The organism is Alteromonas hispanica (assembly GCF_010500915.1).
Lineage (GTDB): Bacteria > Pseudomonadota > Gammaproteobacteria > Enterobacterales > Alteromonadaceae > Alteromonas > Alteromonas hispanica.
This window is the reverse complement of sequence record NZ_JAAAWP010000002.1, coordinates 512,387-528,481: the sequence shown is the minus strand read 5'-3', so window position 1 is coordinate 528,481 and position 16,095 is coordinate 512,387. Positions and strand designations below refer to the sequence as shown.

General features: G+C 45.0%; 15 protein-coding genes. 9 read left to right on the top strand and 6 right to left on the bottom strand.

Annotated features, from left to right (window positions below):
* Positions 1 to 54: 54 nt before the first annotated feature.
* A complete protein-coding gene (locus GTW09_RS05230) occupies positions 55 to 537 on the bottom strand; it encodes a low molecular weight protein-tyrosine-phosphatase (RefSeq protein ID WP_100971341.1) in 483 nt (160 codons plus the stop codon).
* Positions 538 to 675: 138 nt separating this feature from the next.
* Here GTW09_RS05230 and pepE point away from each other — a divergent pair, with 138 nt between their 5' ends.
* Positions 676 to 1,398, top strand: a complete 723-nt coding sequence (pepE, locus tag GTW09_RS05225) for a dipeptidase PepE (protein WP_163110595.1) — start codon at positions 676 to 678, stop codon at positions 1,396 to 1,398.
* Here pepE and bioD read toward each other — a convergent pair.
* Genes bioD through bioB form a run of 4 tightly spaced genes read right to left on the bottom strand, consistent with a single transcriptional unit; the run spans position 1,369 to position 5,374 of the window.
* Positions 1,369 to 2,073 carry a dethiobiotin synthase gene (gene bioD, locus GTW09_RS05220; RefSeq protein WP_163110593.1) on the bottom strand — a complete coding sequence of 235 codons (705 nt, stop codon included), beginning with the start codon at positions 2,071 to 2,073 and terminating at the stop codon, positions 1,369 to 1,371. The genes pepE and bioD overlap by 30 nt on opposite strands.
* Complete coding sequence (locus tag GTW09_RS05215; protein WP_163110730.1) at positions 2,070 to 2,966, bottom strand: methyltransferase domain-containing protein; 897 nt, start codon at positions 2,964 to 2,966, stop codon at positions 2,070 to 2,072. Before GTW09_RS05215 ends, bioD begins: the two co-directional genes overlap by 4 nt.
* 2 nt (positions 2,967 to 2,968) lie before the next feature.
* A complete protein-coding gene (locus GTW09_RS05210) occupies positions 2,969 to 4,249 on the bottom strand; it encodes an aminotransferase class I/II-fold pyridoxal phosphate-dependent enzyme (protein ID WP_163110591.1) in 1,281 nt (426 codons plus the stop codon).
* Between the two features lie 6 nt (positions 4,250 to 4,255).
* Positions 4,256 to 5,374, bottom strand: coding sequence for a biotin synthase BioB (bioB, locus tag GTW09_RS05205; RefSeq protein WP_163110589.1), 1,119 nt, complete (start codon positions 5,372 to 5,374; stop codon positions 4,256 to 4,258).
* Positions 5,375 to 5,483: 109 nt separating this feature from the next.
* Here bioB and bioA point away from each other — a divergent pair, with 109 nt between their 5' ends.
* The 4 genes from bioA (at position 5,484) to GTW09_RS05185 (ending at position 9,159) form a co-directional block, all read left to right on the top strand.
* Positions 5,484 to 6,749 carry an adenosylmethionine--8-amino-7-oxononanoate transaminase gene (gene bioA / locus GTW09_RS05200; protein WP_163110587.1) on the top strand — a complete coding sequence of 422 codons (1,266 nt, stop codon included), beginning with the start codon at positions 5,484 to 5,486 and terminating at the stop codon, positions 6,747 to 6,749.
* Positions 6,750 to 6,869: 120 nt separating this feature from the next.
* The gene (locus GTW09_RS05195; protein ID WP_163110585.1) at positions 6,870 to 7,391 is read left to right on the top strand and encodes a DUF2937 family protein; all 522 of its coding nucleotides are present in this window, start codon (positions 6,870 to 6,872) and stop codon (positions 7,389 to 7,391) included.
* Positions 7,392 to 7,592: 201 nt separating this feature from the next.
* Positions 7,593 to 7,874 (top strand): hypothetical protein, encoded by a 282-nt coding sequence (locus GTW09_RS05190; protein ID WP_071979441.1) that lies wholly within the window; start codon positions 7,593 to 7,595, stop codon positions 7,872 to 7,874.
* A 316-nt stretch (positions 7,875 to 8,190) separates the two neighbouring features.
* Positions 8,191 to 9,159, top strand: a complete 969-nt coding sequence (locus tag GTW09_RS05185) for a calcium/sodium antiporter (protein WP_163110583.1) — start codon at positions 8,191 to 8,193, stop codon at positions 9,157 to 9,159.
* Between the two features lie 57 nt (positions 9,160 to 9,216).
* On the opposite strand, the gene GTW09_RS05180 is transcribed toward GTW09_RS05185, so the two are convergent.
* Entirely contained in the window at positions 9,217 to 9,651 is a 435-nt protein-coding gene (locus tag GTW09_RS05180) for a hypothetical protein (protein ID WP_163110581.1), read from the bottom strand.
* Between the two features lie 279 nt (positions 9,652 to 9,930).
* Between GTW09_RS05180 and asnS the strand changes: the two genes are divergently transcribed.
* From asnS to pqiB, 4 genes are all read left to right on the top strand, one after another.
* Positions 9,931 to 11,328: an asparagine--tRNA ligase gene (asnS, locus tag GTW09_RS05175; protein ID WP_163110579.1), complete on the top strand. Its 1,398-nt coding sequence runs from the start codon at positions 9,931 to 9,933 to the stop codon at positions 11,326 to 11,328.
* Between the two features lie 204 nt (positions 11,329 to 11,532).
* On the top strand, positions 11,533 to 12,852 hold the full coding sequence (locus GTW09_RS05170; protein WP_163110728.1) for a short-chain fatty acid transporter: 1,320 nt from the start codon (positions 11,533 to 11,535) through the stop codon (positions 12,850 to 12,852).
* A gap of 331 nt (positions 12,853 to 13,183) precedes the next feature.
* Positions 13,184 to 14,326 carry a paraquat-inducible protein A gene (locus GTW09_RS05165; protein WP_100971325.1) on the top strand — a complete coding sequence of 381 codons (1,143 nt, stop codon included), beginning with the start codon at positions 13,184 to 13,186 and terminating at the stop codon, positions 14,324 to 14,326.
* Positions 14,323 to 15,978 carry an intermembrane transport protein PqiB gene (pqiB, locus tag GTW09_RS05160; RefSeq protein ID WP_163110577.1) on the top strand — a complete coding sequence of 552 codons (1,656 nt, stop codon included), beginning with the start codon at positions 14,323 to 14,325 and terminating at the stop codon, positions 15,976 to 15,978. Before GTW09_RS05165 ends, pqiB begins: the two co-directional genes overlap by 4 nt.
* The last annotated feature ends 117 nt before the right edge of the window (positions 15,979 to 16,095 follow it).

Sequence of the window (16,095 nt, the reverse complement as noted above, 5' to 3'; positions counted from 1 at the left end):
GGCTGCAGTAACAACTGCCGTTTTACCTTTTATCAACGTTCTTCAACCCTGTACTTACGATGGTTTATTTGACGTGTTTTTAATATGAGCAATTAAACCGTCAGAGGCTGATTCAATAAGATCGAGCACTAGTTCGAAACCACGTTTTCCACCGTAGTATGGATCTGGCACCTCCTTTTCTTCTTCATCAGAAAAGTCGAGAAATAAAGAAACCTTATCGTGATATTGAGAAGGGCACATACCGTGTAAGTTAGCCAGGTTGCTTTCATCCATCGCTAATATGTAATCGAACTTTTCAAAGTCACTTTCGTCAACACGTCGGCATTTTAAGCCTTTGAAACTGTATCCGCGCTCTACACCTGCAGCCTGTGAGCGCTTATCAGGTGGATTGCCTATGTGATAGCCATGAGTGCCTGCAGAATCGATAAAGAGATCTAGCCCTGCATCTTCGGCTTTTTGCTTGAACACGGCTTCCGCAGTTGGTGACCGGCAGATGTTGCCTAAGCATACGAATAAGACCGATGTAGATTGTTTCATTCATGTTCCTTTTACACGCAATAGCGCTTATGCGCTATTGCTCAAGATTTGAAGGCTATGCGAATAGAAGCAGTGCCATACTAAACTTTACCTTTTATTTAGCGTAATATTATATATCTATGATTTTATGGAGTTAGTATGACCGCACATGCACTGATGCTGAGTAGCTCTCGTCAAGGTGACGAAGCATACCTTGAACATGCAAGGCCTCATATTTTGGCACACTTGGGAGATATACGCGACCTTCTATTCGTTCCGTATGCAGCCGTTACCGGAACCTACGACGAATACGTTAATAAAGTAGCCGAGGCCCTCCCTGACTGTAATGTTACCGGTCTGCACACAATGGAAGACCCTGTAGCCGCAATCAATAATGCAAAAGCAAACGGCCAAAGTATTGTCGTTGGCGGTGGTAACACCTTCCACTTGCTTTCAACCCTTTACGCCGGTGCGCTAATGGTGCCAATGAAGCACGCTATCGCCGATGCTACGCCTTATATTGGCTGGAGCGCTGGGTCTAATATTTGCGGGCAATCCATACGAACAACAAACGACATGCCGATTATTGAACCACCCAGTTTTGAAGCGCTAAGCATTGTTCCTTTTCAGCTAAATCCTCACTACACAGATTTCATACCTGAAGGGCACAATGGCGAGACTCGCGACCAGCGTTTGATAGAATTTACATCACTGAACCCTGACGTTCCTGTCGTTGCCATTCGCGAGGGTACAGCACTCAAGCTCACTGATAACAAGCTTACGCTTGTCGGTGACAAAGACGGGTTTATTTTTTCAGCACACGATAAAAAACGCATTGCGCCCAATACGGATTTAACAGAGTTGCTCCAAAGCGAAGTTTAAAGCTTCGTCTTTGGGTGCTTGCTGGAAGGGAATTTCAGCGAGTAAGGGCTCTGGTAACAGAGCTTTTAGTGAAGCTAAGTTGTCGCTGTAGCGGCTCATGTTCCCAGTTATATCATTAGCTACCCACCCAGCAATGGTCAACCCGTCTTGCCTGATGGCCTCTGCGGTCAGAAGCGCATGATTCAAACACCCCAATCGCATGCCAACAACAAGAATTACCTCCATGCCTATTGCGCTGACGACATCAGACATAAACCGACTTTGCGTTGCTGCTAACGCTGTTCCTCTGGAAGGAATGTTTAACGGCAGTCGCCAGCCTCCGGCGCCTTCCATTAAAAGTAGATCTGGCTGATAAGACTGCAAGTGTGCCAAACCTTGCATAATTTTATCATCACTCAGTACAACATTCTCTTCACTTGCAGCAATGTGAGGGGCTATCGGCGGCTTTAGCGTAATAGGATTTATTTCGCTTATTGGCAGTTGTATGCTGTTGGCTTTTTGAATGTTAGCGGCGTCTTCGTTCACCCATTCGTGATTAATAAGGTCGCATCCCGCGCTAACGGGCTTGTAACCAATTGCTTTTTTATTAAGGCGAGTGGCGGCTGTAAGAAGTTGACAGGTTACATAGGTTTTACCTACTTCAGTATCTGTACCAGTTACAAAATATTGCTTCATTGTTGTTTTTCCAATCTAAAATGACACACCCGGTAAGTAAGAGACAGCACCTCGTTTACGCCATGTGTATTTTGATATGCGATAGATAACTTTTTAATGTCTTGGCGATTTAACGGGGGCTGTTGCCTGCCCGTCTCGCCTGCCCCAACCCCTTTTACAGAGCGCAGTAACGACATAATGTCTTTATGACTGTCTGTATAATCTCGCGTTATTAAGCGCTTTACCGACAGCTTTGAGAGCTGAAATGCTTGCTTCCATTGGAGAGCAGAAGGCATTGGCGTATTGGCTTGTGGAAGCTGGGCAATTTTCCGCGCGAGTTTAAGCTCGTGGAATGAGCCACTTACCATTATAGCGAGCTCGGCAATGCCATCAGGTTTAAGCACTCTGTAAAGCTCACGCCCCACTTTTTCAGGGTCGTTCACCCACTGTAATGCCATGGATGAATAGGCAATATCAATACTGCAATCGCTAATAGGTAGAGCCTGAGCGCTGCCGTTTTTAAACACAAGCTGGGGAAAAGTATTTCTTGCTTGCTCTAGCATTCCATCAGCGATATCTACGCCTACAGCATTTAGCCCCCGCGTCGACAATGTATGTGTGTGCACTCCCGTGCCACAGCCTATATCGAGGGCGTCACCGCTTAATTCCCTAGGTAAATTATTCAAGCCTTGCTGCGCAATAGTATGTTGAATTGACGCTAGTTTGTTGTATTTAGAAGCGGCTTTAGAAAATCGCTGGGCCACAGCAGACTCTTCTATTTCTATACCTACCCTGCCTTGCGCAGATACAGTGCTTTGCGCAGATGCAATTCTTGGCGCAGGCCTATTTGCCGCGCTCGACGAATTTGTTGAAAACGCTGTGCCGACTGCACCAACTGGGCTATATGAAGACATTTTCACGATATCGCCTCTGCACTAAGCGCTAAGGCGTCTATCAAAACCTCTATGTCTTGTGCTGTATGCGTTGCCGTTAATGTTACCCGCAGTCTATCTTGGTTTTTCGGAACTGTAGGCTGGCGAATGGCGCTCACCCAAATGCCTCGCTTTTTCAACTCTTCACTAAGCTTAACCGCTTTCTTTGGACAACCTACTATAATAGGTTGAATTGCACTTTGAGAAGACACAAGAGAGAGACTGCCTGTTAAAGTATCCGTTAAATTAACATCATTAGCACTGCCGCTTTCAGGCGACGGCTTATTATATTCGCCAAATTGTTGAGCAAACCTATCTCTAAAGTGTTCGATATTGGCGCTAAGACTGTCTCGGCGAGCATTGTCACTACCAATGTGAGTAAGTGAGTATAGTGTGGCCACCGCTTGTGCAGGAGGCATTGCGGTGGAGTAAACGTAGTGTTTTGAAAAGTTTACCAGAAAATCTATCAAGGTTTGACTACCGGCGATAAACGCACCGCCCGTGCCTATGGCCTTTCCGAACGTGCCCATCACGATAGGTGCCTGCTGCTGAGACAGCTTAAGAGCTTCAACCGTGCCAAAGCCGTTTTCGCCCATCACCCCCATACCATGGGCGTCGTCTAGCATAAACCACGCATTATGCCTTTGGGCTATGTCAGCAATTTCAGCGGCGGGCGCAGTATCGCCATCCATGCTGAACACTCCCTCGCTGGCCACGAGAATATCTTGCTCAGACGCGTTTTGTCTCTTTAACAAACTGTCGAGGTGCTCAACACTGTTGTGCCTAAACCTTCTCAGCGACACACTATCGCCTAGAGACATGGCTCCTTCTAAAAAAGAGGCATGCATAAGTTTATCAGCAAAAATACAGGCAGGTTGACCAGAGGTTTTATTTGGCGCTGCAGACCCAAATAGCGCCATACATACCGCCTGATTAGCAGCAAACCCTGAACTAAACAACAACGCAGCTTCGCGATTGAGACCATCGGCAAGAGTGGCCTCTAAGGCAAGATGCGCCTGAGAGTGGCCGGTAACTAAAGGTGATGCGCCGCTACCACCGCCAAATTGCGCCAACCCTTCTACCCAGCTTTGAAGCAGTCCTTCGTGCTGGCGCATACCCAGGTAATCATTGCTCGAAAAATTGAGATAGTGTTCGCCATTAATGCAAATAATGTTGTCTTTTTCGTATTGTTGGCAAACACGTTCGCGCAGCAGGCCCGCTTGGGCTCGCTGACTTAACGCGTCATCTAACCAAGTAAAGGCCAAAACGCCTCATGCCTCCGCAGTTTGCTGCGACTTTGTGTTAGCCTTTGGCTTACTCGCATCGTAAAAGAGTTCGCTGCTCTCTGGCTCGTTTTGCTGAGCAATTTCTTCTTCAAGCACTTGCTGATGAGCCTCATCGGAAAAGTCGCGAGTTCTTTCAGTGTTAATACCAAGCTTTTTAAACAACATCACATCTTCGTGAGTATCCGGGTTTGAAGTGGTTAGCAGCTTACAGCCATAGAAAATAGAGTTAGCGCCCGCCATAAAGCACAAAGCCTGCATTTGCTCATTCATCGCTTCACGTCCTGCAGAAAGGCGAACGTGAGATTTTGGCATCATGATACGAGCAACGGCAATTGTGCGAATAAACTCGAAGTAGTCGAGGTCGTCGACGCTATCTAGCGGCGTCCCCTTTACCTTTACCAGCATGTTAATGGGCACGCTTTGCGGCTGCTCTGGCAAGTTAGCTAGCTGAACAAGCATACTTGCGCGGTCTGCCGCCGTTTCGCCCATACCCACAATGCCGCCCGAACATACATTCATGCCGGCTTCCCTAACGTTTTCCAGGGTATTTAAACGGTCTTCATAGGTGCGAGTGGTGATGATATCGCCGTAATATTCCGGTGACGTATCAAGGTTGTGATTATAATAGTCTAATCCAGCCTGCTTTAATGCAACAGCCTGGTCGCGGGTGAGCATACCTAAGGTCATACACGTCTCAAGCCCGAGCTTTTTGACCTCTTCAATCATGCTTACAATGTAGGGCATATCGCGGTCGCGTGGGTTACGCCATGCTGCTCCCATGCAGAAACGAGTAGAGCCAACCTGTTTTGCTTCTTTGGCGCGCTCTATCACCTTTTCAATTTCTAACAAACGCTCTTTTTCAAGACCGGTGTCGTAACGCGCGCTTTGCGGGCAGTATTTACAATCTTCCGGGCAGGCCCCAGTTTTTATCGACAATAACGTACTTACCTGCACTTCGTTAGGATTAAAATGCTGTCTATGCACTACCTGTGCTTGGAAGAGTAAATCGTTAAATGGCATGTCGAACAAAGCTTTAACTTCGTCTTTAGTCCAATCGTTACGAATCGTTGTCGTTGACGCATTTTGCGATGAAGCCGCGGTCATTGAATGTCCTTTACTTGTTCTTTACTAAATTAGAATGCTGGCTTAGTCTATGCGTCATTACAAAGTTGTCAACTCTGACCATTCCAAAGTATTTACTAACGGTTAAATTTTGAACAATATAGATTTTGATAAACAGCACATTTGGCATCCATATACTTCTGCGGTGAATCCATTGCCTTGCTACGAAGTGACAGGCGCAAGTGGCGCGGAACTTACATTAGCCACCGGAGAAGTGCTTGTTGACGGCATGTCCAGTTGGTGGGCAGCGATCCACGGCTACAATCATCCCGAACTCAATAAAGCGGCTCACGATCAGGTAGATGCGTTTTCTCATGTCATGTTTGGAGGCATAACCCACCAGCCCGCAATAGATGTGTGCAAGTCTTTGCTACAAATGGTTCCAGCTGGACTAGAGCGTGTTTTTCTGGCCGATTCCGGGTCTGTATCGGTAGAAGTCGCTATAAAAATGTCTATTCAGTACTGGGCATGCCAAGGGCGACCTGAAAAATCTCGAATTGTAGCGCCACGAAACGGCTACCATGGAGATACTTTTGCGGCAATGAGTGTGTGTGACCCTGTTAATGGCATGCACAGTTTGTTTGAAAGTGTATTGAGTAAGCAGATTTTTGCGCCAGCCCCCCAAACTCGTTACGGACAAACTTTTAGCGAAGAAGACATTCTCGTACTTGAAGAATTGTTCGAAAAAAATCACCACCAGATGGCTGCACTTATTTTAGAGCCTATCGTACAAGGCGCTGGTGGCATGCGAATGTACCACCCCGAATATTTAAAGCGCTGTCGTCAGTTGTGCGATACCTACGACGTACTGCTTATATGTGACGAGATTGCCACGGGGTTTGGTAGAACAGGAAAATTATTCGCCTGCGAACATGCGGGCATTACGCCCGACATCTTGTGCCTAGGCAAAGCATTAACCGGCGGGTATTTAACCATGGCTGCAACGCTCTGTACTGAAGATGTTGCGCTTGGCGTTTGCCAGGGTTCCCCTGGCGTATTTATGCACGGTCCAACGTATATGGGTAACCCGCTGGCCTGTGCAGTTGCTAACGCTAGCTTATCGTTGATCAATGAAAATCATTGGCAGCGTCAGGTTCCCGCCATAGAGCAACAATTACACAGTGAGTTAGCAAAATGTGCAGACTTACCGAGCGTCGCAGACGTTCGAGTTCTCGGCGCTATTGGGGTAGTTGAGACAGTACAGCCGGTGAATGTAGCAGAAATTCAGCGTCACTTTGTAAAGCAAGGGGTGTGGATAAGGCCTTTTGGTAAACTGGTATACATTATGCCTCCTTACATCATAAGCGCTGAGCAGTTAAGCCGCTTAACTTACGCGATTTACAGCTTTTTGAAGTGATCATTGAGGGTGTTCGAAGCTGTGTATTCTTTGCACCTAATAAGTGCAAAAAGTTCATTAGTTTGGGTGGCTAAGCGTTGCATTGGCAATTGTTGAATAGAAAAAAGGTGAGGTAGGTAGATGATAACGCGGGTTCTAGATAAAGTTGTTTTTGCGGTTTTATTTATTATCACGCTGCAGGTACCTATTCTTGCCGACCATTATATGCAGTATCTCAACGGTTATTACGATGCCATAAGAGATGAAGTTACCTCTTCGTCAGAATTAGCTAAACAACACGGCTTTTCATCGGTTGAAGCTATGCTCGATAGCCTGAAACAAAACGACGAAGCCTTAGTTCGCGATAGCGCTTCACAAAAAGCAAAGCGCTTTTCTATGATTGAATCTATAGAGCACGGCATGCGTACGCTAGAATATGGTCACTATTTTGAAAAATTGATGTACATGTCTAGCCCATCACAGTTTTCAACCCTGAAAAAAGTCGTCGATAACTTTCGGCCTTCAATTCCTCTCACACCCGCCTCGGTTATATTTAGCCTGGTTACCGCCATTTTACTTAATTTACTCATTTGGACGCCCCACTTCTGTTATTGCCAGGTGAAAAAGGTTAAACGCAAACGCACCTCTTACTCTTATAAATGATTTTCTTACTGCAAATATAATTTGTACTTTCGTACCCAAGCGTCGTTAGGTTTTGTCCTCTGAACATTGAGCTCGTGTCATATTGGCATTGTAGATGCTTTATCTAATAGTAAGCGAGTAATCTTTGTTTAGGTTTCTAACGAACCAAACTTATTAAACACATTGATTTACTTAATTTTTATAGATTTAGGAGAGCTATTTATGCCAAGTGATGCACAGTTACTAATCGGGAAGGTGTTGCAAATAAAAGACAAGTTGAATGCGAAGCGCCACGCCATTCCTAGCGATCTTCAGAAAGAATGGGATGCACTAAACGGCCAAACCGCCTGCTTTGAAAGTGACGCTTTATTCAACTCGGCGGTTAAAGGCCAAAAAATGAATAAGCAAATTGACTATACCGGGTCAGTTGAAGAGTTATCTCAATTGGTATCAAAGCTAAAGAAGCTAAATAAAAAAGTAACGATTACTCAAGTACGTCACTAGCAGCGAATTCCTAACGCAAATAGACCGAAGCAGATGAGCCTTAGAGTCTACCTTGGTGTCAAGAATATGCTAACAGGGAACAGTGACAAGCAAAAGAGGGTTTCTTGCGTAAACAAAACTTAGACGAAAATTGCCTTTATCGGGCACTTCAGTGAAGTAAAAAGCCACTTTACCTCCGTATTTTTGCCTTTTTATCGCATATTCCATTAATCGTATTACAAAAAATTGCAGTATTTGCGATACTTACTACATAAATGATGTTTTTGACATAACGTGGACAGAACGCATCTCAACGATGTCGTTTTAAGGAGTAAGTATGTTACTGGCCAGCTTGGCTATTGCTATTGGTTTACCCGTATTATTGTGGAGTGCTGGAAAATTTGTTGGTGGCGCCGCATCGGTAGCGAATCATTTTGGCGTATCGCCCTTGCTTATAGGGATGCTTATTATTGGCTTTGGTACTTCAGCCCCAGAGATAATTGTTTCAATCTTTGCTGCAATTCAAGGTAACTCTGGTATTGCCCTAGGCAACGCCTATGGCTCTAATATCGCAAACGTCATGCTGATATTAGGTCTCACTGCAGTGATAAGCCCTATTGCGGTGAAGTCTGAAATCATCAAAAAAGAACTGCCGATATTACTTGGCATTACCTTTTTCGCCGCGTGGCAGGTTCTCGATCAGCAGGTGTCAAAAGATGACGCATTTTCACTACTGGGTTTATTCGTTCTTCTTATTTCATGGAGTATTTACCACGGAATGAAAGGCGACAAAGATGCCCTAGCCGATGAATACAGTGATGAAATCAATGCAACAGAAGGCACGGTAAAAACTCACGTTATCTGGCTCATAGCTGGGCTACTGCTGCTAGTCGCTAGCTCTCGCATGCTTGTTTGGGGTGCGGTAGAAGTCGCTACCTTCTTCGGCGTAAGCGACACCATTATTGGTCTTACGGTCATTGCTATTGGAACGTCATTACCTGAATTAGCGTCTTCCCTTATTGCAGTTAAAAAAGGCGAGCACGATTTAGCCATAGGAAACGTGATTGGTTCCAACATGTTCAACACGCTTGCAGTAGTTGGTATTGCAGGGACTATTCAGCCTATGACAGTCAGTGCCGATTTTATCTATCGCGACGTGGTTGTTATGTTAGCCTCTACGGTAGCGTTGTTTATTTTCTGCATAGGAATAAAAGGCCAAGGACGTTTGAATAGGCTTGAGGGCGGTGCTTTTCTGTTGGCATATATCGCCTATACCTATTGGCTGATACAAGTAGCCTTTATCTAGCGAATGGCCTTTATCTAGCGAACGGCCTCTATTTTTAATAGATTCAAAAGGCAATGATTAGCCCACCGTAGTGGCTAACGTGAATAAACTCACAGCCACTATAATGGTAAGCACAATAAGATTAACTCCGAAGCTGTCGTTTTGTCGGCGGCTTCTTTTGGCTTTCATTATCAAGCTCACTAAACTCAGGCCAAGGCACACTCTTAAAAGGATTATCATGGCATCAATATAGTCCTGAGACCAGGTTGTTACCCCCTCTACTCCCCAATACTTTTGCACGCCACTAATGAAGTCTGGTCGCGCGTAATGAAACAAGATAAGTACTGCGACTAAACCAAGCCACGCCAAGATATTCAAGGTAACCATCACTTTATAAAAAGTGGTATCCGCTGGTGAAGTTTTCCTGCGATCATCTTGATACATTGCCTGCTTTTCGCCTGTTTTCCGTTTTTCATACAAATTCAAGGGTAGAGAAACACTTTTATTTCCCATTTGTCACTCTGTTCTCTGGCATCCAGCTTATGGTTGAGTATACTAGCGTGCTATTGGATAGTGGCTATCATCTCACCGTTTACCACCCTAGCCGACGTTATGCGCTATTTGAAAGGCTACTGTGTGTTTGAAACGCCACATTTTTACTTATGTTGTTGTATCGGCAAAAAATCCAAAACATTGACCACAAGACATTTTTTCGTGCATTTTGCACACTGCGTTGAGTGTAATTAACCATAGTACACAACAGCAGAAAAACAGTAAGACGGAGAAACTAACATGACGCACGCGCCCGTAGTTGACGTACTTAAAGGTAAGTACGCCGTTGGCGAATCGGTAACCGTTAAAGGTTGGGTAAGAACACGCCGAGATTCTAAAGCTGGATTATCATTTATAGCGTTGCACGATGGCAGCTGCTTCGATCCAGTTCAGGTTATTGCGCTAAATTCTCTGTCAAATTACGCTGATATTCAGCGTTTAACGGCAGGTTGCTCACTCGCAGTAACTGGCACGGTGAAGGAATCTCAAGGCCAAGGCCAAGCGCTAGAGATTGAAGCGACAGACATTGAAGTTGTTGGGTTAGTAGAGAATCCAGACACCTATCCAATGGCAGCAAAACGCCACAGTATTGAATATCTTCGTGAGTATGCGCATCTTCGCCCGCGTACTAACGTGATTGGTGCGGTAACACGGGTTCGTAACTGCCTGTCTCAAGCTATCCATCGCTTCTTCCACGAGAAAGGTTACTACTGGATATCAACACCAATATTAACAGCCAGCGATACAGAGGGCGCAGGTGAAATGTTCCGCGTATCTACTCTTGATATGATGAACTTACCTCGTGATGACAAAGGCAATGTCGATTATTCCGAAGACTTTTTCGGTAAAGAGACCTATCTCACGGTATCGGGGCAGTTAAACGTTGAAACTTACTGTACCGCAATGTCAAAAGTATATACCTTTGGCCCTACATTCCGTGCAGAGAACTCAAACACATCTCGCCACCTGGCTGAATTTTGGATGATTGAGCCAGAAGTAGCATTTGCCGAGCTTAGCGATGTAGCGCAGCTTGCCGAAGATATGTTGAAGTACGTTTGTAAGGCAGTTCTTGAAGAATTACCCGATGATATGGCGTTCTTTGCTCAGCGCATCAAGAAAGATGCTATTGAGCGTTTAGAAAAGCTGGTAAGTTCAGACTTTGTTCGTATGGATTACACCGATGCAATCGAAATACTCAAAAATTGCGGTAAAGATTTTGAGTTCCCAGTTGAATGGGGTATCGACCTTTCATCTGAGCACGAGCGTTACTTGGCCGAAGAGCATGTTGGCGCACCGATCATCATGCAAAACTACCCGAAAGACATCAAGGCATTTTACATGCGTATAAATGATGACGGTAAAACCGTGGCCGCAATGGACGTCCTTGCGCCGGGTATTGGCGAAATCATTGGTGGTTCGCAGCGTGAAGAGCGTTTAGACGTATTTGATGCACGCCTTGAGGAAATGGAACTTTCAAAAGAAGACTACGCGTGGTATCGCGATCTTCGCCGTTACGGTACAGTTCCCCACTCTGGTTTCGGTTTAGGCTTCGAGCGTTTGGTCGCTTATGTGACAGGTATGCAAAACGTTCGCGACGTGATCCCATTCCCGCGCACGCCAGGAAACGCAAGCTTCTAAATCGATATACGGTTAAAAGCGTATTTCACCATGTATTAAAAAATACATTTAACGATACTTGGAACAAATGCGTAGAACAAATAGGCCCGCTGTAAAAGCGGGCTTTTTTATGTTCACTATTTATTCATTCCTTCGAGTGTGTAGGGAAATGGGTAAAGATACGATATGCTCGTATTACCTATTAACGAAAATATACTCATAACAATGTTAAATAGAGCTGCAAAACCACTGGTTAAACTAGTAGAACGTTATTTACCCGATCCGTTCGTATTCGTACTTATTCTCACTGCTATTGTCTTTGCTGCCGCGGTGTTTATTGAGCAGCAGTCTCCTATCACCGTGATAGAACAATGGGGCAACGGGCTTTGGGGTCTTCTTACATTTTCCATGCAAATGCTATTAGTCCTGATTACCGGATATATGCTGGCATCGACGCCCGTTATTCGAAGGTTGTTAGAAAAGCTTGCTCACTTGGGCAATACACCGGGTAAGGCAATTATTTTGGTCACCTTGGTCTCGTTAACGGCGAGTTGGATTAACTGGGGTTTTGGTTTAGTGATTGGCGCGCTATTCGCTAAAGCCATCGCTCGCAAAACTCAAGTAGACTACCGCCTGCTGGTTGCAAGCGCCTACTCCGGCTTTATTGTATGGCACGGTGGCCTGGCCGGTTCAATTCCTCTAACCATTGCTACAAATGGACACTTCAGTGAGGCGCAAATAGGCGTTATAGATACAAGTAACACCATTTTTAGTGTGTTTAATCTTGCTCTCGTTGGTATCTTATTTATCGTTGTTCCCTTAGTAAACCGACTAATGCTGCCCAGCCGCACAGACAGCGTTTTTGTGAGCTCCGAAAAACTCATCGATGCCCAGCCGGATGAGCAAGAGAATGAGCAAGACACAGAAAGACCCGCAGATAAACTCGAGAACAGTAAAATATTAGGCACTTTGATTGGCGTCATGGGGTTAGTGTATCTCATTAATTATTTTGCCCATGGCGGTGGGCTAAACCTCAATATCGTAAACGCCATTTTTTTGTTTTTAGCAATTGTACTGCACGGCTCCCCCCGCCGGTTGCTGTTGAGCTTACAGCAAGCCGTAAAGGGCGGAAGTGGTATCATTATTCAATTCCCATTTTACGCAGGGATCATGGCAGTTATGGTTCAATCCGGTCTTGCCGAAAGCATGTCTCAGTGGTTAATCAGTTTCGCTTCTGTGGAATCGTTGCCCGTGCTGAGCTTTATTAGCGCAGGTATTGTTAATATGTTTGTGCCCTCAGGAGGTGGACAATGGGCTGTACAGGCCCCAGTTGTGCTGCCTGCCGCAGCCGAATTGGGTGCAGATATATCGAGAGTAGCCATGGCGGTGGCTTGGGGAGATGCGTGGACAAACCTAATACAGCCTTTCTGGGCCCTTCCTGTTCTGGCCATCGCTGGCTTAAAAGCCAAAGATATTATGGGTTTTTGCCTAGTTCAGCTTATTATCACGGGTGTGCTCATCGCCCTGATGTTGCGCTTTTTTTAATTGATGAATGCAGTAACTTTGCCGTCCATTTATACGTTTTTTTCAATATTGCTTTAACCTATACAATAGCAACGTTGAGCAAAAGTTAATGTGCGCCATAAGCGAACAAACTGAACGCTTTGTTGAGTAAAAATTCGATAGCTACGCTTGCGACCGGTAGTGAGGAATTGTTGAAACGCTCGTAGTTTTTGCATCAGGTATATCGCTATTTATTAAGTATAAAACGCAGATTTGGCTAAAGACATGGAAAGAAAACGCTATTTGGTAGACACTAAAAATCAATGCTTTATATTATTGATATTACACACAACGGGTGTCGTTAGCGACTAGTATGGAAAAAGCCGAGCAATTAACAATAGTGTGCGACCAATGCCACACTAGCGTGAGTATACCCACACTTGCTCACCGTCAAAGGGCGGCCTGTCCTAAATGCGGACATACCCTGATTACTTTCAAGAATAATGCCACTGAAAAGCTAATCGCTTATGCGTTCAGTGCGTTAGTGTTTTTATTATTATCCCTTCCTTTTAACTTTTTAACGTTTAGGGCTAGTGGGCAAAAGCACAGCATTGACCTACCATCCGGGATAACCGTACTGATTGAAAACGACTATCTATCACTTGCTATTATTACGGGCCTTGCCACTGTTATGCTGCCGGGCTTGGTACTTGTTGGCCTGGTATGGCTGTCAATTGCACAATTACAGCAACGACGTTCCTTCTACCTTCACCGTCTTTTTTCAGTCGTTAAGGGGTTACTCCCCTGGAGTATGGCTGAAATCTTTCTAATTGGTACATTAGTGAGCCTTATTAAAATTAACGAACTCGCTGATGTAACAATAGGTTTATCTTTCTATGCGTTTATTGGGTTTAGTGCCTTCACCACGTTAGCTATTATGCAGTTTGATCCCACTCGTTATGCTATGTGGTTAAAGCAAGGTACGCCACCCTCGCCCAAACCACTGAGTGCATCTCAAGCTAGCGCCAGTATCCAAAGAACCTGGGCTTTACTTTTAACATCATGTGTTTTGTATATTCCTGCTAATTTTTTACCAATTATGTATACTGAACTCTTCGGCCAAGAAACGCCAAACACCATTATTGGTGGTGTGCTGTCGCTGTGGGAGTCTGGGTCTTATCCGGTGGCGCTTATTATTCTTTTTGCCAGCGTTGTTGTCCCCGTGGCGAAGATATTAATATTGGGATGGCTAAATTATTCCGTTCAACGACAGCGAACAGGCTCACAAAAACTGCGCACCCGCTACTACCGACTGACAGAAGCTATTGGCCGCTGGTCAATGATTGACGTTTTTGTGGTTGCGGTGCTGGTATCGCTGATACAGATGGGAAATACATTATCAATTTATCCCGGCCAAGCGGCTCTCGCCTTTTGTGCCGTTGTTTTTATTACAATGATAGCTGCAATGACATTTGACTCACGGCTTATATGGCAGCAGTGGAAGCAATTACCATGACCACAAACGATGCGAACATTAACGAGGCAGAGGTAAAACCAACATCATCCGTCTCCCGAATTTGGTTAATTCCCATTATTGTGGTGTTAATTGGCGGCTGGATGGTTTATTACCAGTGGAAAAACCAAGGCCCACTCATCACCATAGAGCTGCACTCGGCAACAGGTATAGAGATAAATAAAACCCCTATTAAAGTACGAGATTTAGAAATAGGTCAGGTAAAGAAAATCTCCCTAAAACCCGATCTTGACGGAGTGCTAGTGACTGCTCGCATCGACGCCAGTGCATCGCACCTACTCAATGAAAATGCTGAATTTTGGGTGGTTGCTCCGCGAATCAGTTTTTCAGAAGTCTCTGGCCTCAGCACTCTCATTTCGGGCAGCTATATTGCCATGTCTGCTGAGGATAATGGAAAAGAACAGTTTCATTTTAACGCGCTTTCCCGCCCTCCTGTTACCCCGCCGGGAACACCAGGGCTTCACGTGATGTTAAGAAGCGATGATGAGTTTGCCTACAAACCTGGCGACCCAATTATTTACAAAGGCTTCAAAGTCGGTGAGTTTGAAGATGCTACATTCAATATTGAAGAGCGCGTGGTCTATTATGACGCGTTTATTGAAGCCCCCTACCACAAACTTATCACTGTAAATACACGCTTTTGGGATGTCAGTGGTATTAAACTACAGCTTGAATCTAGTGGCGTAAGTGTTGAAACAGGCAGTCTCGAAACACTTTTAGCTAACGGTATAACTTTTGGTATTCCCGAGGGTGTACCTAAAGGCGAACGGGTGGTAGAAAATGCGTTTTTTACCATTTTTGAAGACGGCAGCGCAGCCTCAGACGCCCGCTACAAAGTGGCGGCCGAATACTTATTACTCATTGATGAAAGTGTGAGAGGACTCACCGTTGGTGCGCCGGTTGAATACCGCGGTATAGAAATAGGCAACGTGACAGGTATTAATTCCCTCCCTGCGGTGGAAGGGAACATTTTAGAACAAGACTACCCTATCCCTGTCCTTATCAATATTTATCCTGGCAAAGCTCGACAGCCAGATACTGAAGAAGGTTTACGGGCGATAAAACAAACGCTGCGCAATTGGTTGGAGCGCGATTTACGCGCAACCTTAAGAATGGGCAACGTGCTGACCGGCGGGCTGTATGTCGATCTTCAACACGTTCCCGATGCCTCCGAGAGCAGTATAATTAGGGTGATCAATGGGTACGAGGTTATTCCTACCGTGAGCAATGAGTTCACACAGCTGACTCAAAAGGCCGACGCCATACTGGATAAAATTAATCAATTACCGCTTAAGGAAATGGTAGAAAACGTTCAATTAGCGGTAGAAGACATGAAGCTTGCCGCTGAATCAGTAGAGACCGCAAGCAGTGACTTTGACCTTCTTATTGAGGACATTGATGCGAAAGCGCTAAATAGTAATTTGAATCAAGTCCTGATAAGTTTAGATAGCTTATTGAAAAATTACAGTGAAGGTGGCTTCGACAAGTCAGAAATTAAAGAAACGGTGGATGCGCTTCAAGACACTATGCGCACAATTCAACCATTATTGCTTAAGCTAAATCAGTCGCCCAATAGCCTTATTTTTCCTCGCGAGGTCAATGAAGATATTCAGCCTAAAGCAGTAGAGAAATAAGCGTAGAATTCATTTATTCTGAACGTATAAGGCTAGGGATAGGCAATGGAAACATGCGTGATATCTCAGAAGTAAAATGAGAGAGCATGCCTACCAGAAATTGAGAAAAGTTGACGT